This is a genomic window from Rhizobium azibense (assembly GCF_004342325.1).
In the GTDB taxonomy this organism is placed as follows: domain Bacteria; phylum Pseudomonadota; class Alphaproteobacteria; order Rhizobiales; family Rhizobiaceae; genus Rhizobium; species Rhizobium etli_B.
Genome location: NZ_SMBJ01000008.1, coordinates 304,574 through 321,587 on the forward strand (window position 1 = coordinate 304,574; position 17,014 = coordinate 321,587).

21 protein-coding genes are annotated in these 17,014 nt (G+C 59.7%); 19 read left to right on the forward strand and 2 right to left on the reverse strand.

The genetic code is table 11. The annotated features are described in order from the left end of the window. The first annotated feature begins 85 nt into the window (after positions 1–85). On the forward strand, positions 86–4,297 hold the full coding sequence (rpoC, locus tag EV130_RS21480) for a DNA-directed RNA polymerase subunit beta' (RefSeq protein WP_074060950.1): 4,212 nt from the start codon (positions 86–88) through the stop codon (positions 4,295–4,297). A 352-nt stretch (positions 4,298–4,649) separates the two neighbouring features. Here rpoC and EV130_RS21485 read toward each other — a convergent pair whose 3' ends face one another. Together EV130_RS21485 and EV130_RS21490 are read right to left on the reverse strand one after the other, a co-directional pair. After that, entirely contained in the window at positions 4,650–5,081 is a 432-nt protein-coding gene (locus tag EV130_RS21485) for an NUDIX hydrolase (protein ID WP_132661288.1), read from the reverse strand. A 4-nt stretch (positions 5,082–5,085) separates the two neighbouring features. Next, positions 5,086–5,379, reverse strand: a complete 294-nt coding sequence (locus EV130_RS21490) for a transcriptional regulator (protein WP_074060952.1) — start codon at positions 5,377–5,379, stop codon at positions 5,086–5,088. A 501-nt stretch (positions 5,380–5,880) separates the two neighbouring features. Here EV130_RS21490 and rpsL point away from each other — a divergent pair. The 18 genes from rpsL to rplE all read left to right on the forward strand — a co-directional run bounded on the left by rpsL (position 5,881) and on the right by rplE (position 17,009). Beyond that, positions 5,881–6,252: a 30S ribosomal protein S12 gene (gene rpsL, locus EV130_RS21495; protein WP_022719193.1), complete on the forward strand. Its 372-nt coding sequence runs from the start codon at positions 5,881–5,883 to the stop codon at positions 6,250–6,252. Between the two features lie 76 nt (positions 6,253–6,328). Further along, positions 6,329–6,799 (forward strand): 30S ribosomal protein S7, encoded by a 471-nt coding sequence (rpsG, locus tag EV130_RS21500; protein ID WP_022719192.1) that lies wholly within the window; start codon positions 6,329–6,331, stop codon positions 6,797–6,799. A 29-nt stretch (positions 6,800–6,828) separates the two neighbouring features. Further along, complete coding sequence (gene fusA, locus EV130_RS21505) at positions 6,829–8,928, forward strand: elongation factor G (RefSeq protein ID WP_074060953.1); 2,100 nt, start codon at positions 6,829–6,831, stop codon at positions 8,926–8,928. Between the two features lie 68 nt (positions 8,929–8,996). Further along, positions 8,997–10,172, forward strand: coding sequence for an elongation factor Tu (gene tuf / locus EV130_RS21510; RefSeq protein ID WP_039844630.1), 1,176 nt, complete (start codon positions 8,997–8,999; stop codon positions 10,170–10,172). Between the two features lie 259 nt (positions 10,173–10,431). After that, on the forward strand, positions 10,432–10,740 hold the full coding sequence (gene rpsJ, locus EV130_RS21515) for a 30S ribosomal protein S10 (protein ID WP_003547547.1): 309 nt from the start codon (positions 10,432–10,434) through the stop codon (positions 10,738–10,740). Between the two features lie 34 nt (positions 10,741–10,774). Further along, entirely contained in the window at positions 10,775–11,416 is a 642-nt protein-coding gene (gene rplC, locus EV130_RS21520; protein WP_022718392.1) for a 50S ribosomal protein L3, read from the forward strand. A 12-nt stretch (positions 11,417–11,428) separates the two neighbouring features. Continuing rightward, positions 11,429–12,049: a 50S ribosomal protein L4 gene (rplD, locus tag EV130_RS21525; RefSeq protein ID WP_022718391.1), complete on the forward strand. Its 621-nt coding sequence runs from the start codon at positions 11,429–11,431 to the stop codon at positions 12,047–12,049. Next, positions 12,046–12,339 (forward strand): 50S ribosomal protein L23, encoded by a 294-nt coding sequence (locus tag EV130_RS21530; protein ID WP_022718390.1) that lies wholly within the window; start codon positions 12,046–12,048, stop codon positions 12,337–12,339. The genes rplD and EV130_RS21530 overlap by 4 nt, the downstream gene beginning before the upstream one ends. A gap of 11 nt (positions 12,340–12,350) precedes the next feature. After that, positions 12,351–13,187: a 50S ribosomal protein L2 gene (gene rplB / locus EV130_RS21535; protein WP_074060954.1), complete on the forward strand. Its 837-nt coding sequence runs from the start codon at positions 12,351–12,353 to the stop codon at positions 13,185–13,187. Between the two features lie 15 nt (positions 13,188–13,202). Further along, a complete protein-coding gene (gene rpsS, locus EV130_RS21540; protein WP_007531666.1) occupies positions 13,203–13,481 on the forward strand; it encodes a 30S ribosomal protein S19 in 279 nt (92 codons plus the stop codon). A gap of 2 nt (positions 13,482–13,483) precedes the next feature. Beyond that, entirely contained in the window at positions 13,484–13,873 is a 390-nt protein-coding gene (rplV, locus tag EV130_RS21545; RefSeq protein WP_074060955.1) for a 50S ribosomal protein L22, read from the forward strand. Beyond that, positions 13,873–14,592: a 30S ribosomal protein S3 gene (gene rpsC / locus EV130_RS21550; RefSeq protein WP_022718387.1), complete on the forward strand. Its 720-nt coding sequence runs from the start codon at positions 13,873–13,875 to the stop codon at positions 14,590–14,592. The genes rplV and rpsC overlap by 1 nt, the downstream gene beginning before the upstream one ends. Positions 14,593–14,628: 36 nt before the next feature. Continuing rightward, entirely contained in the window at positions 14,629–15,042 is a 414-nt protein-coding gene (rplP, locus tag EV130_RS21555) for a 50S ribosomal protein L16 (RefSeq protein WP_022718386.1), read from the forward strand. A gap of 10 nt (positions 15,043–15,052) precedes the next feature. After that, positions 15,053–15,253 (forward strand): 50S ribosomal protein L29, encoded by a 201-nt coding sequence (gene rpmC / locus EV130_RS21560; RefSeq protein ID WP_022718385.1) that lies wholly within the window; start codon positions 15,053–15,055, stop codon positions 15,251–15,253. A gap of 12 nt (positions 15,254–15,265) precedes the next feature. After that, positions 15,266–15,505, forward strand: a complete 240-nt coding sequence (gene rpsQ / locus EV130_RS21565; protein ID WP_003547557.1) for a 30S ribosomal protein S17 — start codon at positions 15,266–15,268, stop codon at positions 15,503–15,505. Between the two features lie 264 nt (positions 15,506–15,769). Beyond that, complete coding sequence (gene rplN, locus EV130_RS21570; protein WP_018900268.1) at positions 15,770–16,138, forward strand: 50S ribosomal protein L14; 369 nt, start codon at positions 15,770–15,772, stop codon at positions 16,136–16,138. 12 nt (positions 16,139–16,150) lie between these two features. Then, the gene (gene rplX / locus EV130_RS21575; protein WP_022718384.1) at positions 16,151–16,459 is read left to right on the forward strand and encodes a 50S ribosomal protein L24; all 309 of its coding nucleotides are present in this window, start codon (positions 16,151–16,153) and stop codon (positions 16,457–16,459) included. After that, a complete protein-coding gene (rplE, locus tag EV130_RS21580; protein WP_022718383.1) occupies positions 16,452–17,009 on the forward strand; it encodes a 50S ribosomal protein L5 in 558 nt (185 codons plus the stop codon). Before rplX ends, rplE begins: the two co-directional genes overlap by 8 nt. Positions 17,010–17,014: the final 5 nt, after the last annotated feature.

Genomic DNA, 17,014 nt, shown 5'->3' on the forward strand with positions numbered 1-17,014 from the left:
GTCGTTTTGAGCGTTGGCGCGGCTCCCGGGATTTGCCGCCGACCATCGCAAGCTAAGGGCGCTTTCGCCCATGAAGGAGACAGGCATGAACCAAGAGGTCATGAATCTTTTCAATCCGCAGGTGCCTGCACAGAATTTCGACTCCATCCGGATTTCGATTGCCTCTCCGGAGAAGATCCTTTCCTGGTCCTACGGTGAGATCAAGAAGCCGGAAACCATCAACTACCGCACGTTCAAGCCGGAACGCGATGGTCTCTTCTGCGCGCGCATCTTCGGGCCGATCAAGGATTACGAGTGCCTTTGCGGCAAGTACAAGCGCATGAAATACAAGGGCATCATCTGCGAAAAGTGCGGCGTCGAAGTTACACTGTCGCGCGTTCGCCGCGAACGCATGGGCCATATCGAGCTTGCAGCACCCGTTGCCCACATCTGGTTCCTGAAGTCGCTGCCGAGCCGCATTTCCACTTTGCTCGACATGACGCTGAAGGATGTCGAGCGCGTCTTGTATTTCGAAAACTACATCGTCACCGAGCCGGGCCTGACGGCTCTTAAGGAGCATCAGCTTCTCTCTGAAGAAGAGTACATGCTGGCCGTCGACGAATATGGCGAAGACCAGTTCACGGCGATGATCGGCGCTGAAGCCATCTACGAGATGCTGGCATCGATGAACCTCGAGAAGATCGCCGGCGATCTGCGTTCCGAGCTTGCCGACACCACGTCGGATCTCAAGCAGAAGAAGCTGATGAAGCGGCTGAAGATCGTCGAGAACTTCATGGAATCCGGCAACCGTCCGGAATGGATGATCATGAAGGTCGTTCCGGTGATCCCGCCGGATCTGCGTCCGCTGGTTCCGCTCGATGGTGGCCGCTTCGCGACGTCGGACCTCAACGATCTCTATCGCCGCGTCATCAACCGCAACAATCGTCTGAAGCGCCTCATCGAGCTTCGTGCGCCGGGTATCATTATCCGCAACGAAAAGCGCATGCTGCAGGAATCCGTCGATGCGCTGTTCGACAACGGCCGCCGCGGCCGCGTCATCACGGGTGCCAACAAGCGCCCGCTGAAGTCGCTCTCCGACATGCTCAAGGGCAAGCAGGGCCGCTTCCGCCAGAACCTGCTCGGCAAGCGCGTCGACTATTCCGGCCGTTCGGTCATCGTGACCGGCCCGGAGCTGAAGCTGCACCAGTGCGGCCTGCCGAAGAAGATGGCGCTCGAACTCTTCAAGCCGTTCATCTACGCCCGCCTCGACGCCAAGGGTTATTCCTCGACGGTCAAGCAGGCAAAGAAGCTGGTCGAGAAGGAAAAGCCGGAAGTCTGGGATATCCTCGACGAGGTCATCCGCGAGCATCCGGTTCTCTTGAACCGCGCACCGACGCTGCACCGCCTAGGCATCCAGGCCTTCGAACCAACCCTGGTCGAAGGCAAGGCGATTCAGCTGCATCCGCTCGTTTGCACGGCCTTCAACGCCGACTTCGACGGTGACCAGATGGCCGTCCACGTGCCGCTGTCTCTCGAAGCCCAGCTTGAAGCCCGCGTCCTGATGATGTCGACGAACAACATCCTGCACCCGGCAAACGGCGCACCGATCATCGTTCCGTCGCAGGACATGGTTCTCGGCCTCTACTATCTCTCGATCATGAACCAGAACGAGCCGGGCGAAGGCATGGCCTTCTCCGACCTCGGCGAGCTGCATCATGCACTCGAAAGCAAGGTCGTCACGCTGCACACCAAGATCCGCGGCCGCTTCAAGTCGATCAGCGAGGACGGCAAGCCGTACTCCAAGATCTATGAAACGACCCCGGGCCGCCTGCTCATCGGCGAACTGCTTCCGAAAAACGGCAAGGTTCCCTTCGACATCTGCAACCAGGAAATGACCAAGAAGAACATCTCCAAGATGATCGATACGGTCTACCGTCATTGCGGCCAGAAGGACACGGTCATTTTCTGCGACCGTATCATGCAGCTCGGCTTCTCGCATGCCTGCCGCGCCGGCATCTCCTTCGGCAAGGACGACATGGTGATCCCGGATACCAAGGTGAAGATCGTCGGCGATACCGAAGCACTCGTGAAGGAATACGAGCAGCAGTATAACGACGGCCTCATCACACAGGGCGAAAAGTACAACAAGGTCGTCGATGCCTGGGGCAAGGCCACCGAGAAGGTCGCCGAAGAGATGATGGCCCGCATCAAGGCTGTCGAGTTCGACGAAAAGACCGGCCGCCAGAAGCCTATGAACTCGATCTACATGATGAGCCACTCGGGCGCCCGCGGTTCTCCGAACCAGATGCGTCAGCTGGGCGGCATGCGCGGCCTGATGGCCAAGCCGTCGGGCGAAATCATCGAGACTCCGATCATCTCGAACTTCAAGGAAGGTTTGACCGTCAACGAGTACTTCAACTCGACGCACGGCGCCCGTAAGGGTCTGGCAGACACCGCCTTGAAGACGGCGAACTCGGGCTACCTGACCCGCCGCCTCGTCGACGTCGCGCAGGATTGCATCGTCAACTCCGTGGATTGCGGCACCGACAAGGGCCTCACCATGACCGCCATCGTCGATGCCGGTCAGGTCGTTGCCTCGCTCGGCGCACGTATCCTCGGCCGTACGGCACTCGACAACATCGATCACCCGGTCACCGGCGAGCGCATCGTCGATGCCGGCAAGATGATCCTCGAGCCAGACGTCGTCGAGATCGAAAAGGCCGGTATCCAGTCGATCCGCATCCGTTCGGCACTGACCTGCGAGATCCAGACCGGCGTCTGCTCGGTCTGCTACGGCCGCGATCTTGCTCGCGGTACGCCGGTCAACATGGGCGAAGCAGTCGGCGTCATCGCGGCTCAGTCGATCGGCGAGCCAGGCACACAGCTCACCATGCGTACCTTCCACCTTGGCGGTACGGCAACCGTGGTCGACCAGTCGTTCCTGGAAGCTTCCTATGAAGGTACGGTTCAGATCAAGAACCGCAACCTTCTGCGGAACTCCGAAGGCATCCTCGTTGCCATGGGTCGCAATATGACCGTCCAGATCCTGGACGAGCGTGGCGTCGAGCGTTCCTCGCAGCGCGTTGCATACGGTTCGAAGCTTTATGTGGACGAGGGCGACAAGGTGAAGCGCGGCCAGCGTCTTGCCGAGTGGGATCCCTACACCCGTCCGATAATGACGGAACTGGCCGGTACGGTTCAGTTCGAAGACGTTGTCGACGGTCTCTCCGTGCTCGAAGCGACCGACGAATCAACGGGTATCACCAAGCGTCAGGTCATCGACTGGCGTTCGACCCCACGTGGTTCGGACCTCAAGCCGGCAATCGTCATCAAGGACGCAAGCGGCAACGTCGCCAAGCTGTCTCGCGGCGGCGATGCCCGCTTCCTGCTTTCGGTCGACGCGATCCTTTCGGTCGAGCCGGGCCAGAAGGTCTCGCAGGGTGACGTACTTGCCCGTTCGCCGCTGGAAAGCGCCAAGACCAAGGACATCACCGGCGGTCTGCCGCGCGTTGCCGAACTCTTCGAAGCCCGCCGCCCGAAGGATCATGCCATCATCGCTGAGATCGATGGTACGATCCGCCTCGGCCGTGACTACAAGAACAAGCGCCGCGTCATCATCGAGCCGGCGGAAGACGGTGTCGAGCCTGTCGAATACCTGATCCCGAAGGGCAAGCCCTTCCACCTTCAGGAAGGCGACTATATCGAAAAAGGCGACTACATCCTCGACGGCAACCCGGCACCGCACGACATCCTGGCGATCAAGGGCGTGGAGGCGCTGGCTTCCTACCTCGTCAACGAAATCCAGGAAGTCTACCGCTTGCAGGGCGTTGTCATCAACGACAAGCACATCGAAGTGATTGTCCGTCAGATGCTGCAGAAGGTGGAAATCACCGATGCGGGCGACTCGACCTATATCGTCGGCGACAACGTCGACCGTATCGAGCTCGAGGACGTCAATGACGGCCTGATCGAGCAGGGCAAGAAGCCTGCCTATGGCGAGCCGGTTCTACTGGGCATCACCAAGGCGTCGCTGCAGACCCCGTCCTTCATCTCCGCCGCGTCCTTCCAGGAAACGACGAAGGTGCTGACGGAAGCTGCTATCGCGGGCAAGACCGACGGCCTGCAGGGTCTCAAGGAAAACGTCATCGTCGGACGGCTCATCCCGGCCGGTACCGGCGGCACCATGACGGCAATCCGCCGCATCGCGACGTCGCGCGATGAGATGATCCTCGAAGAACGCCGCAAGGGCACGGGCGCGGATGCCGCAACTCCGATGCTCCAGGACATGGCCGGCGAAAACGCTTCGGCTGCCGAATAGTAGGCAGCCTGCCTCAGAACTGAGAACCGCCCGGAGCGATCCGGGCGGTTTTTTTGTTTGATCGCGCGGCCAGGGGCAGCGATCTCCATTTTTCTTGCAGCCGCCTCCACCTATCCTGCGGAAGTCGTTCACAGGGCTCAAAAACCTCATGCGGCTTTCCAATGAGGAAAAATCACCTGGGATCGCTCGATGCCGCCCTGGCCGCCGCATGGCCGACGTCGAAGCCGTTCGTGTTCACCGGCAGGACGCTTTTGTTAAGTTGAAATACCGATCAGCGTTTCGTTGGGGGCACTTTCAGCACGTTGCCAAAGCGCGATGAACGCTCAGCGATCAATTTCCCAGCTTGCACCGGTTAGGCAAGCAGGACGAGGCAATTGTGCATTCCATAACCGAGCTTGGCCTTCGCTGCTGCGACATCAATCCAGAAAAAGCGGAACAGGATCGGACAGTCACCGTCGAACGGCGTCATCTCGTGATGAAGCCAGGTGTCGGGGTAGGGACCTTCCAGATCGACGTGAAAGTAATGCCGCCGGTGGCAGATGGCGGCTCCGTTCTTGATAAAGCGGTAATCATCGATTGCAAGCGGGCGAAGAGTATTGGGCAGCGCAAGACCTGTCTCTTCGGCGAAGTCGCGGGCTGCAGCTTGCTCAAGGCCCTCGCCGGGTTCGACCGTCCCGCCCGGAACCTGCAGTTCGATGTCCGGAAAATCCGGTTCGTCGAAAACAAGGAGCCGGCCGCGCCAGGTGGCATAGATCAGCACCTTTAGCGCATCCGGCCTCGCCATGTCTTCAGTTGAAGCGGATGATGGCGACTTCGCCTTCGAGCGCGCCTTGGTAAGCCGAGGCATGCGGCTCTTCTTCGGGAACGTCGGTCAGCATGCCGATCTGGTCGAGGTCGGCCTCGATGAAGCCCTCTTCCGCAAGGGCGTTCAGCGCCTCGCGCACGGCGCTGTCGTCATCGGCGGCCTTCAACATCACGTGCAGGTCGACACCCTCGGCGCCATCGGACTCGTAGCCCTTGCCGATAATGATGAAGATCATCGGGCCTACGGAATTGTTGTCGTTGTCGGGCTTCTCGATCATTCATCGGTCCTTTGGATATTTAGCGATTCGAAACTCGAATCCGCATTTGACAGGCGCGGGGCCCGCGAGCGCTGATTCCTTATCCGTTTTTGCAGCGATGCCCAAGTTCAACTTGGCATGCGGTATCGGTTGCGTCTAAAAGCCTTCAAAGAGCGCACGGAGCAAGGGTTTCAAGCCGATCCGCCCAAGATTATTTGTTAACCGGCCTTGACGAACCAGCGGGAAACCAGTAGTACCCGCGCCATCGGAACCCATGTGAGGCATGGCTGTCCGGGACGTCTCGTCCTGGAGTTCTCCTCAAACAAGGTTCGAAACGCACGTTGAAGATATGATGCCTGCACGCACGACGCATGTCTTTTTTGCGTCCTCTGCCTTCAGTGGTCCATCTGCGCAAGCGGATCGGGCCACATTTTGCGCATTGACGACAGCCGTGTGATCTTGCCGGAGACGGCGCGAGTTACCCCCGCAAGGGTTTGAGAGATAAACGTAAGGGATGGTTGAATGCCTACCGTAAACCAGCTGATCCGCAAGCCTCGCCAGGCAAGTGTAAAGCGTAACAAGGTTCCTGCCTTGCAGGAAAACCCGCAGAAGCGCGGCGTTTGCACCCGCGTCTACACGACGACGCCGAAGAAGCCGAACTCGGCTCTGCGTAAGGTTGCCAAGATCCGCCTCACCAACGGCTTCGAAGTCATTGGTTACATTCCCGGCGAAGGTCACAACCTTCAGGAACACTCCGTCGTCATGATCCGTGGCGGCCGCGTGAAGGACCTTCCGGGTGTCCGTTACCACATCATCCGCGGCGTTCTCGATACCCAGGGTGTCAAGAACCGCAAGCAGCGCCGTTCGAAGTACGGTGCGAAGCGTCCGAAGTAATTCGGTTTTTGTTTTCCGGCGCTGCGCGAGGTTCTCCGCGTGGTAAAGCGCCTTAACAGTTGAAGAGACGAGAAGTATGTCCCGACGTCACAGAGCAGAAAAGCGCGAGATCAACCCGGACCCGAAGTTCGGCGATCTGGTTGTCACGAAGTTCATGAATGCCATCATGCTCGACGGCAAGAAGTCCGTTGCTGAAAACATCGTATACGGCGCATTCGACGTCGTGCAGGGCAAGTCCAAGCAGGAGCCGATCGCGGTCTTCCACGCTGCGCTCGATAACATCGCCCCGCACGTTGAAGTCCGCTCGCGCCGCGTTGGTGGTGCGACCTACCAGGTCCCGGTCGACGTCCGTCCGGAGCGCCGCCAGGCTCTCGCCATTCGCTGGCTGATCGCTGCTGCCCGCAAGCGCAACGAAACGACCATGGTTGACCGCCTTTCGGGCGAGCTTCTCGATGCATCCAACAACCGCGGCAGTGCCGTCAAGAAGCGCGAAGACACGCACAAGATGGCCGATGCCAACCGTGCGTTCTCGCACTATCGCTGGTAATTCCGAACGGTATCGAAAGGCAGTCCACAATGGCTCGCGAATATAAAATCGAAGACTACCGCAATTTCGGTATCATGGCGCACATCGACGCCGGCAAGACCACGACGACCGAACGTATTCTTTATTACACCGGTAAGTCGCACAAGATCGGCGAAGTCCACGACGGCGCAGCCACCATGGACTGGATGGAGCAGGAGCAGGAGCGTGGCATCACGATCACCTCCGCTGCGACCACGACCTTCTGGAAGGGCCGTGACGGCAAGATGCGCCGCTTCAACATCATTGACACCCCCGGACACGTCGACTTCACGATCGAAGTCGAGCGTTCGCTGCGCGTTCTCGACGGCGCCATCGCGCTTCTCGATGCCAACGCCGGTGTCGAGCCGCAGACAGAAACCGTCTGGCGCCAGGCCGAGAAGTATCACGTTCCGCGCATGATCTTCTGCAACAAGATGGACAAGACCGGTGCGGACTTCTACCGCTCCGTCGAGATGATCAAGACCCGTCTTGGGGCGACGGCGGTCGTCATGCAGCTGCCGATCGGCGCAGAAACCGAGTTCAAGGGCGTTGTCGACCTGATCGAGATGAACGCGCTCATCTGGCGCGACGAATCGCTCGGCGCTCAGTGGGACGTCGTCGAAATCCCGGAAGACATGAAGGCCAAGGCTGAAGAATATCGCGAAAAGCTGATCGAGACGGTTGTCGAGATCGACGAAGCCGCAATGGAGGCCTATCTCGAAGGCAACATGCCGGACAACGATCAGATCCGCGCGCTCGTTCGCCGCGGCACCATCGACGTCAAGTTCCATCCGATGTTCTGCGGTACCGCCTTCAAGAACAAGGGCGTTCAGCCGCTGCTCGATGCCGTCGTCGACTACCTGCCGTCGCCGCTCGACATCCCGGCGATCAAGGGTATCGACGTAAAGACGGAAGCTGAGATCGAGCGTCATCCCGATGACGCCGAGCCGCTCTCCATGCTTGCCTTCAAGATCATGAACGACCCCTTCGTCGGTTCGCTCACCTTCGCCCGCATCTATTCCGGCAAGCTCGAAAAGGGCGCGTCGGTCATGAACACGGTCAAGGACAAGCGCGAGCGCGTCGGCCGCATGCTTCAGATGCACTCCAACTCGCGTGAAGACATCGAAGAAGCCTTCGCAGGCGATATCGTTGCTCTCGCAGGCCTCAAGGAGACCACCACTGGCGATACGCTGTGTGATCCGCTGAAGCCGGTTATCCTCGAGCGCATGGAATTCCCCGAGCCGGTCATCCAGATCGCCATCGAGCCCAAGACCAAGGGCGACCAGGAAAAGATGGGCCTTGCGCTCAACCGCCTGGCTGCCGAAGACCCGTCCTTCCGTGTGAAGACGGACCAGGAGTCAGGCCAGACGATCATCGCCGGCATGGGTGAACTTCACCTCGACATCATCGTTGACCGCATGCGTCGCGAGTTCAAGGTTGAAGCAACCGTCGGCGCGCCGCAGGTTGCCTACCGCGAAACCATCACGAAGACGCACGAGGAAGACTACACGCACAAGAAGCAGTCCGGTGGTACCGGCCAGTTCGCGCGCGTCAAGATCATCTTCGAACCGAACCCGGAAGGCGACGACTTCAAGTTCGAGTCCAAGATCGTCGGCGGTGCTGTTCCGAAGGAATACATCCCGGGCGTCCAGAAGGGCATCGAGAGCGTTCTGACCTCCGGCCCGCTCGCAGGCTTCCCGATGCTCGGCGTCAAGGCGACGCTGGTCGACGGTGCCTTCCACGATGTCGACTCGTCGGTCCTGGCATTCGAAATCGCCTCGCGCGCTTGCTTCCGCGAGGCGGCAAAGAAGGCTGGCGCTCAGCTGCTCGAGCCGATGATGAAGGTCGAAGTCGTGACGCCGGAAGACTATGTCGGCGACGTCATCGGCGACCTGAACTCTCGCCGTGGGCAGATCCAGGGCCAGGAGAGCCGCGGTATCGCTGTCGTCATCAACGCGAACGTTCCTCTGGCGAACATGTTCAAGTACGTCGACAACCTGCGCTCCATGTCGCAGGGCCGCGCTCAGTACACGATGACCTTCGATCACTACGCGCCGGTTCCGTCGAACGTCGCAACCGAAATCCAGGCAAAGTATTCCGGTCAGAAGTGACCGGAATACCAATTGACCGATAACAAGAATTAGATCCCTTCGGGGACTAGCAGAATGGAGAGCCGAAAATGGCAAAGAGTAAGTTTGAGCGCAACAAGCCGCACGTTAACATCGGCACGATCGGCCACGTTGACCACGGCAAGACGTCTCTGACGGCGGCGATCACGAAGTATTTCGGCGAGTTCAAGGCGTATGACCAGATCGACGCTGCGCCGGAAGAAAAGGCCCGCGGCATCACGATTTCGACGGCGCACGTCGAGTACGAGACGGCCAACCGTCACTACGCGCACGTTGACTGCCCCGGCCACGCCGACTACGTCAAGAACATGATCACCGGTGCCGCACAGATGGACGGCGCGATCCTGGTCTGCTCGGCTGCCGACGGCCCGATGCCGCAGACCCGCGAACACATCCTGCTCGCCCGCCAGGTGGGCGTTCCGGCAATCGTGGTGTTCCTGAACAAGGTCGACCAGGTTGACGACGCCGAGCTTCTCGAACTCGTCGAGCTGGAAGTGCGCGAACTGCTGTCGTCCTACGACTTCCCGGGCGACGACATTCCGGTCGTCAAGGGTTCGGCGCTGGCTGCTCTTGAAGATTCCGACAAGAAGATTGGCGAAGACGCGATCCGCGAGCTGATGGCTCAGGTGGACGCCTACATCCCGACGCCTGAGCGTCCGATCGACCAGCCGTTCCTGATGCCGATCGAAGACGTGTTCTCGATCTCGGGCCGCGGTACGGTCGTGACCGGCCGCGTCGAGCGCGGTATCGTCAAGGTTGGCGAAGAAGTCGAGATCGTCGGCATCCGCCCGACCTCGAAGACGACGGTGACCGGCGTTGAAATGTTCCGCAAGCTGCTCGACCAGGGCCAGGCCGGCGACAACATCGGCGCACTGATCCGCGGCGTGAACCGCGACGGCGTCGAGCGTGGCCAGATCCTGTGCAAGCCGGGTTCGGTGAAGCCGCACAAGAAGTTCAAGGCTGAAGCCTACATCCTGACGAAGGAAGAAGGCGGCCGTCATACGCCGTTCTTCACCAACTACCGTCCGCAGTTCTACTTCCGCACGACGGACGTGACGGGCATCGTGACGCTGCCGGAAGGCACGGAAATGGTGATGCCGGGTGACAACGTCACGGTTGACGTCGAGCTGATCGTGCCGATCGCCATGGAAGAAAAGCTGCGCTTCGCCATCCGCGAAGGCGGCCGCACCGTCGGCGCCGGTATCGTTGCATCGATCGTAGAGTAATCTTTTAAGCAAGCGGCCCAGGGCCGCTTGCTTATGACATAAAAATGTAGCAAATGGCGCGCGAGCGCGATTTGCTTCTGCTTCGGCTTCGAGGCAGGCAATGAACAGATAAGGTGGGCCTTAAGGCCTGGAGACTGGAAAGGGACATCGTTTCGGTGTCCCCTTCGATCTTTGAAACCGGTGGTCCGCCTTAGGAAAAAGTAGAACAGCCCGTGCCGTTTTGTTGGCACGCGAAGAACAAACACAAGGATAACGTCGAATGAACGGCCAAAATATCCGCATTCGCCTGAAGGCGTTCGATCACCGAATTCTCGATGCTTCCACGCGCGAGATTGTGTCGACGGCGAAGCGCACCGGAGCTAGTGTCCGGGGCCCCGTTCCGCTTCCGACCCGCATCGAGAAGTTTACGGTCAACCGGTCCCCGCACATCGACAAGAAGAGCCGCGAGCAGTTCGAGATGCGCACGCATAAGCGCCTCCTCGACATCGTAGACCCGACCCCGCAGACGGTGGACGCGCTGATGAAGCTCGATCTGGCCGCCGGTGTCGATGTTGAGATCAAGCTCTGAGCCTGGCTCGAGCGGATTTGGAAGGATTGAACCGATGCGTTCAGGTGTGATTGCACAGAAGGTGGGAATGACCCGCGTCTACAACGACGCCGGCGAGCATGTCCCGGTAACAGTATTGCGTATGGAAGGCTGCCAGGTCGTTTCCACGCGCACTGTAGAAAAGAATGGCTATACCGCAGTTCAGCTCGGTGCTGGCCAGGCGAAGGTTAAGAACACGTCCAAGGCGATGCGCGGCAACTTTGCTGTCGCCAACGTCGAGCCGAAGGCCAAGCTCGCAGAATTCCGCGTTTCGGAAGACAATCTGCTCGAGGTCGGCACCGAGCTCAAGGCTGGTCACTTCGCTGCAGGTCAGCTCGTCGACGTGACGGGTACGACCATCGGTAAGGGTTTTGCCGGCGCCATGAAGCGCCACGGCTTCGGCGGTCTGCGCGCCACGCACGGCGTGTCGGTTTCGCACCGTTCGCATGGTTCGACGGGTTCGCGCCAGGATCCGGGCAAGGTGTTCAAGAACAAGAAGATGGCTGGTCACATGGGCCAGACGCGCGTAACGACTCAGAACCTGGAAGTGGTTTCGACCGATGAAGATCGCGGTCTGATCCTGATCAAGGGTGCAGTACCCGGTTCCAAGGGTGCCTGGATCATCGTGCGCGATGCCGTCAAGTCGGCAGCGAAGTAAGGAGCCGGACCAATGGAATTCAACGTCAAGACCCTCGAGGGAAAAGACGCAGGGAAGGTTTCTCTCTCTGACGCGATTTTCGGCCTCGAGCCCCGCGAAGACATTCTTGCCCGCGTCATCCGCTGGCAGCTTGCCAAGAAGCAGCAGGGCACCCACCAGGCAAAGGGCCGCGCGGACGTTTCGCGCACCGGCGCCAAGATGTACAAGCAGAAGGGTACGGGCCGCGCTCGTCACCATTCGGCTCGCGCCCCGCAGTTCCGCGGCGGTGGTAAGGCTCACGGTCCGGTCGCCCGCAGCCACGAGCACGACCTTCCGAAGAAGGTTCGCGCGCTGGGTCTGCGTCACGCACTGTCGGCCAAGTTCAAGTCCGAGGACGTGATCGTCATCGACAATCTGGTCGCTGCTGAAGCAAAGACCAAGGCTCTCGCATCCGTTTTTGAGACGCTGGGCCTGACCAATGCGCTCTTCATCGGCGGCGCTGAGCTTGACGGCAACTTCAAGCTTGCAGCAAAGAACATCCCGAACATCGATGTTCTGCCGATCCAGGGCATCAACGTTTACGACATCGTGCGCCGCGGCAAGCTCGTGCTTTCCAAGGCTGCCGTTGAAGCTCTAGAGGAGCGTTTCAAGTGACCGATCTTCGCCACTACGATGTGATCGTCTCGCCGGCGATCACCGAAAAGTCCACGCTGGTATCGGAAAACAACCAGGTTGTTTTCAACGTCGCCAAGGCGGCCACGAAGCCGGAAATCAAGGCTGCAGTCGAGGCGCTCTTCGGCGTCAAGGTCACGGCCGTCAACACTCTGCTCCGCAAGGGCAAGACCAAGCGTTTCCGCGGTTTTGTCGGCAAGCAGAAGGACGTGAAGAAGGCTGTCGTGACGCTGGCTGAGGGCCAGACGATCGACGTCTCCACCGGTCTCTGAGGAATAAGAAAATGGCATTGAAAACATTCAATCCTACGACCCCGAGCCAGCGCCAGCTCGTCATCGTTGACCGTTCTGGCCTGTGGAAGGGCAAGCCGGTCAAGGTGCTGACGGAAGGCCTGACCTCCAAGGGTGGCCGCAACAACGCCGGCCGCATCACGGTCCGTTTCCAGGGCGGCGGTCATAAGCGCACCTATCGTCTCGTCGACTTCAAGCGCCGCAAGTTTGACGTCGAGGGCACGGTTCAGCGCATCGAATATGACCCGAACCGTACGGCATATATCGCGCTCGTAACCTACACGGACGGCGAACAGGCCTACATCCTCGCTCCGCAGCGCCTCGCTGCCGGCGACAAGGTCGTCGCTTCCGACAAGGCCGTCGACGTGAAGCCGGGCAACACCATGCCGCTTCAGTTCATCCCGGTCGGCTCCATCATCCACAACGTGGAAATGAAGCCGGGCAAGGGCGGTCAGATCGCACGTTCGGCAGGCGGTTACGCACAGCTCGTCGGCCGCGACCAGGGCATGGCGATCCTTCGCCTGAACTCGGGTGAACAGCGCCTCGTCCACGGCACCTGCCTGGCGACGATCGGTGCGGTTTCCAACCCGGACCACGGCAACATCAATGATGGCAAGGCCGGCCGTTCGCGCTGGCGTGGCAAGAAGCCGCATAACCGCGGCGTCGTCATGAACCCTGTCGACCATCCGCACGGTGGTGGTGAAGGCCGCACCTCGGGTGGCCGTCATCCGGTTACCCCGTGGGGCAAGCCGACCAAGGGCAAGCGTACCCGGTCGAACAAGTCGACCGACAAGATGATCATGCGCTCGCGTCATCAGCGTAAGAAGTAAGAGAGGAAGTCTCCAATGGCTCGTTCAGTATGGAAAGGTCCGTTCGTTGACGGCTATCTTCTCAAGAAGGCTGAGAAGGTTCGTGAAGGCGGACGTGCAGAAGTAATCAAGATCTGGAGCCGTCGCTCCACGATCCTGCCGCAGTTCGTCGGTCTCACCTTCGGCGTCTACAACGGCAGCAAGCATGTTCCGGTCAGCGTCAATGAAGACATGGTCGGTCACAAATTCGGTGAATTCTCTCCGACCCGGACCTATTACGGTCACGGTGCGGACAAGAAGGCAAAGAGGAAGTAACGATGGGCAAGGCAAAAGCCGAACGCCGGCTGAAGGACAACGAGGCGCAAGCAGTCGCCCGCACGCTCCGCGTCAGCCCACAGAAGCTCAATCTGGTTGCTGCGGCCATCCGCGGCAAGAAGGTTGACCGCGCACTCGCCGAGCTGGAGTTCTCTCGCAAGCGCATCGCAGGCGCCGTCAAGAAGACGCTCGAATCTGCGATCGCCAACGCCGAGAACAACCACGATCTCGACGTCGACGCGCTGGTCGTAGCAGAAGCCTATGTCGGCAAGTCGATCGTCATGAAGCGTTTCCACGCTCGTGGCCGCGGCCGTGCATCTCGCATCGAGAAGCCGTTCGCCCACCTGACGATCGTCGTCCGCGAAGTGCAGGCACAAGAGGAGGCCGCATAATGGGTCAGAAAATCAATCCAATCGGTTTCCGTCTTGGCATCAACCGCACCTGGGATAGCCGCTGGTTCGCGGACAATGCCGAGTACGGCCAGCTCCTGCACGAAGACCTGAAGATGCGCAAGTTCGTCATGAGCGAACTGAAGCAGGCTGGTATTGCAAAGGTCGTCATCGAGCGTCCGCACAAGAAGTGCCGCGTCACGATCCACTCGGCTCGCCCGGGTCTGATCATCGGCAAGAAGGGTGCAGACATCGACAAGCTCCGCAAGAAGCTGTCGGACATGACGAACTCCGAAACGCACCTCAACATCGTCGAAGTGCGCAAGCCGGAAGTCGACGCGACGCTCGTCGCCCAGTCGATCGCCCAGCAGCTGGAGCGCCGCGTGGCTTTCCGCCGCGCCATGAAGCGCGCAGTTCAGTCTGCAATGCGTCTTGGCGCCGAAGGCATCAGGATCACCTGCGCAGGCCGTCTCGGCGGCGCGGAAATCGCTCGTACCGAATGGTACCGCGAAGGCCGCGTTCCGCTGCACACCCTGCGTGCGGACATCGACTACGGTACGGCTGAAGCCGAAACCGCATTCGGCATCTGCGGCATCAAGGTCTGGATCTTCAAGGGCGAAATCCTTGAGCACGATCCGCTGGCCTCCGAGCGCCGCGCACTCGAGGGTGACGCTCAGGGTCCGGCAAGCCGTGATCGCGATCGTCGCCGCGACAACGCTTGATAGCGTTGGTGGCAGATAAGTTCGGAGAATAAGAAAATGTTGCAGCCAAAGCGTACCAAGTACCGCAAGCAATTCAAGGGCCGCATCAAGGGCGTCGCCAAGGGTGGTTCCGACCTCGCCTTCGGTGAATTCGGCCTGAAGGCTCAGGAGCCCAACCGCGTCAATGCACGTGAAATCGAAGCGGCCCGCCGCGCGATCACGCGTTACATGAAGCGCGCCGGCCGTGTATGGATCCGCGTGTTCCCGGACGTTCCGGTAACCGCAAAGCCGACCGAAGTCCGCATGGGTAAGGGTAAGGGCTCCGTCGAATATTGGGCATGCAAGGTCAAGCCTGGCCGAATGATGTTCGAGATCGACGGCGTCACCGAAGAGATCGCCCGCGAGGCGCTTCGTCTCGGCTCGGCCAAGCTCTCGGTCAAGACGCGCTTCGTTCAGCGCATTGCAGAGTAAGGAGAGGCAGATGAAAGCCGAAGAAGTCCGCGGCCTCACGGCCGATCAACTCAAGGACAAGCTCGCCAACCTCAAGAAGGAGCAGTTCAACCTGCGCTTCCAGAAGGCAACCGGCCAGCTCGAAAAGTCCTCGCGCATCAACGAAGTCCGCAAGGACATCGCCCGCGTGAAAACCATTGCCCGCCAGAAGGCGGCAGAAGCAAAGGCGTAAAGGAAGAACAACATGCCGAAGCGCATTCTGCAGGGCGTTGTCGTTGGCGACAAGAACGAGAAGACTGTCGTAGTTCGCGTTGAGCGCCGTTTCGCTCACCCGCTGCTTCAGAAGACCGTTCGTCGTTCCAAGAAGTACAAGGCCCACGACGAAAACAACCAGTACAAGATCGGCGATACCGTATCCATCGAGGAATGCGCGCCGATTTCCAAGGACAAGCGCTGGACGGTGATTTCCGCCCAGGGCAAGTAACAGAATTTTGCGCGAGGCCTTGCGTCTCGCCGAAATTTCTGTATGAAGCAGCGTCAGAACGCTCGAATGCCGGGCGTTCTTTTGCTTTGAGCGCATGGAAGGTCCCGTCGGGAAACCACCTTGGCACGATTTTTCCCGCGCTATTCAAGCTATTGCCGTGTCTGTACCCGCCCTTGAGGCGGGTTCGGCGGGCTGACAATTTTCATGAGCCGGGGTAGGGGGCGCAAGCCCAACCATTCCGGTAAAACAAGAAGGCGACCTGATATGATTCAGATGCAAACAAACCTCGACGTCGCGGATAATTCCGGCGCACGTCGTGTCATGTGCATCAAGGTGCTGGGCGGCTCGAAGCGCAAGTATGCCTCGATCGGCGACGTCATCGTCGTTTCGATCAAGGAAGCGATCCCGCGCGGCCGCGTGAAGAAGGGTGACGTGATGAAGGCGGTGGTAGTTCGTACCGCCAAGGAAATCCGTCGCGTGGATGGCAGCATCATCCGCTTCGACACGAATGCAGCAGTCCTCATCGACAACAAGAAAGAGCCGATCGGCACCCGTATCTTCGGACCGGTTCCGCGCGAACTTCGCGCCAAGAACCACATGAAGATCATCTCGCTGGCTCCCGAAGTACTGTAAGGAGCGGGAACGATGCAGAAGATTCGTAAAGGCGACAAGGTCGTCATGCTCGCAGGCAAGGACAAGGGCCGCACCGGCGAAGTCCTCCAGGTTCTGCCGAAGGAAGATCGCGCGGTCGTGCGAGGCGTCAACGTCGTCAAGCGCCATCAGCGCCAGACGCAGACGCAGGAAGCCGGCATCATCAGCAAGGAAGCCTCGGTTCACCTGTCCAACATTGCAATCGTCGACAAGGACGGCAAGCCGACCCGCGTCGGTTTCAAGGTCGTTGACGGCAAGAAGGTCCGTGTGGCCAAGCGTTCTGGAGATGTGATCGATGGCTGAGGCAAAGTATGAGCCGCGGCTCAAGAAGGAATATGTCGAGCGCATCCGCAAGGCGATGCAGGAGAAGTTCTCCTATGCCAACGAGATGCAGATCCCGAGGCTCGACAAGATCGTGATCAACATGGGTGTTGGCGAAGCAACGGCTGATTCGAAGAAGCCGACCATTGCTGCAGCCGACCTGGCAGCGATCGCCGGCCAGAAGCCGGTGATCACCCGTGCACGCAACTCGATCGCTGGCTTCAAGGTCCGCGAGCAGATGCCAATCGGCGCCAAGGTCACCCTGCGCGGCGCCCGCATGTACGAGTTCCTGGACCGTCTCGTGAACATCGCGCTTCCGCGCGTTCGCGACTTCCGCGGCCTGAACCCGAAGAGCTTTGACGGCCGTGGCAACTTCGCCATGGGCATCAAGGAGCACATTGTGTTCCCTGAGATCAACTACGACAAGGTTGATCAGATGTGGGGCATGGACATCATCGTTTGCACGACGGCAACGAAGGACGACGAAGCACGGGCTCTGCTGACAGAGTTCAACTTCCCGTTCCGTCAGTAACCGTA

Excerpts from the sequence above, each read along its gene's own strand:
- rplB (WP_074060954.1), top strand. The coding sequence starts at position 12,351 with ATGGCATTGAAAACATTCAATCCTACGACCCCGAGCCAGCGCCAGCTC.
- rplE (WP_022718383.1), top strand. The coding sequence starts at position 16,452 with ATGGCTGAGGCAAAGTATGAGCCGCGGCTCAAGAAGGAATATGTCGAG.
- fusA (WP_074060953.1), top strand. The coding sequence starts at position 6,829 with ATGGCTCGCGAATATAAAATCGAAGACTACCGCAATTTCGGTATCATG.
- EV130_RS21485 (WP_132661288.1), bottom strand. The coding sequence starts at position 5,081 with ATGGCGAGGCCGGATGCGCTAAAGGTGCTGATCTATGCCACCTGGCGC.
- tuf (WP_039844630.1), top strand. The coding sequence starts at position 8,997 with ATGGCAAAGAGTAAGTTTGAGCGCAACAAGCCGCACGTTAACATCGGC.
- rpoC (WP_074060950.1), top strand. The coding sequence starts at position 86 with ATGAACCAAGAGGTCATGAATCTTTTCAATCCGCAGGTGCCTGCACAG.
- rplN (WP_018900268.1), top strand. The coding sequence starts at position 15,770 with ATGATTCAGATGCAAACAAACCTCGACGTCGCGGATAATTCCGGCGCA.
- EV130_RS21490 (WP_074060952.1), bottom strand. The coding sequence starts at position 5,379 with ATGATCGAGAAGCCCGACAACGACAACAATTCCGTAGGCCCGATGATC.
- rpsQ (WP_003547557.1), top strand. The coding sequence starts at position 15,266 with ATGCCGAAGCGCATTCTGCAGGGCGTTGTCGTTGGCGACAAGAACGAG.
- rpsJ (WP_003547547.1), top strand. The coding sequence starts at position 10,432 with ATGAACGGCCAAAATATCCGCATTCGCCTGAAGGCGTTCGATCACCGA.
- rplP (WP_022718386.1), top strand. The coding sequence starts at position 14,629 with ATGTTGCAGCCAAAGCGTACCAAGTACCGCAAGCAATTCAAGGGCCGC.
- rpsL (WP_022719193.1), top strand. The coding sequence starts at position 5,881 with ATGCCTACCGTAAACCAGCTGATCCGCAAGCCTCGCCAGGCAAGTGTA.
- rplX (WP_022718384.1), top strand. The coding sequence starts at position 16,151 with ATGCAGAAGATTCGTAAAGGCGACAAGGTCGTCATGCTCGCAGGCAAG.
- rpsG (WP_022719192.1), top strand. The coding sequence starts at position 6,329 with ATGTCCCGACGTCACAGAGCAGAAAAGCGCGAGATCAACCCGGACCCG.
- rplV (WP_074060955.1), top strand. The coding sequence starts at position 13,484 with ATGGGCAAGGCAAAAGCCGAACGCCGGCTGAAGGACAACGAGGCGCAA.
- rplD (WP_022718391.1), top strand. The coding sequence starts at position 11,429 with ATGGAATTCAACGTCAAGACCCTCGAGGGAAAAGACGCAGGGAAGGTT.
- rplC (WP_022718392.1), top strand. The coding sequence starts at position 10,775 with ATGCGTTCAGGTGTGATTGCACAGAAGGTGGGAATGACCCGCGTCTAC.
- rpsC (WP_022718387.1), top strand. The coding sequence starts at position 13,873 with ATGGGTCAGAAAATCAATCCAATCGGTTTCCGTCTTGGCATCAACCGC.
- rpmC (WP_022718385.1), top strand. The coding sequence starts at position 15,053 with ATGAAAGCCGAAGAAGTCCGCGGCCTCACGGCCGATCAACTCAAGGAC.
- rpsS (WP_007531666.1), top strand. The coding sequence starts at position 13,203 with ATGGCTCGTTCAGTATGGAAAGGTCCGTTCGTTGACGGCTATCTTCTC.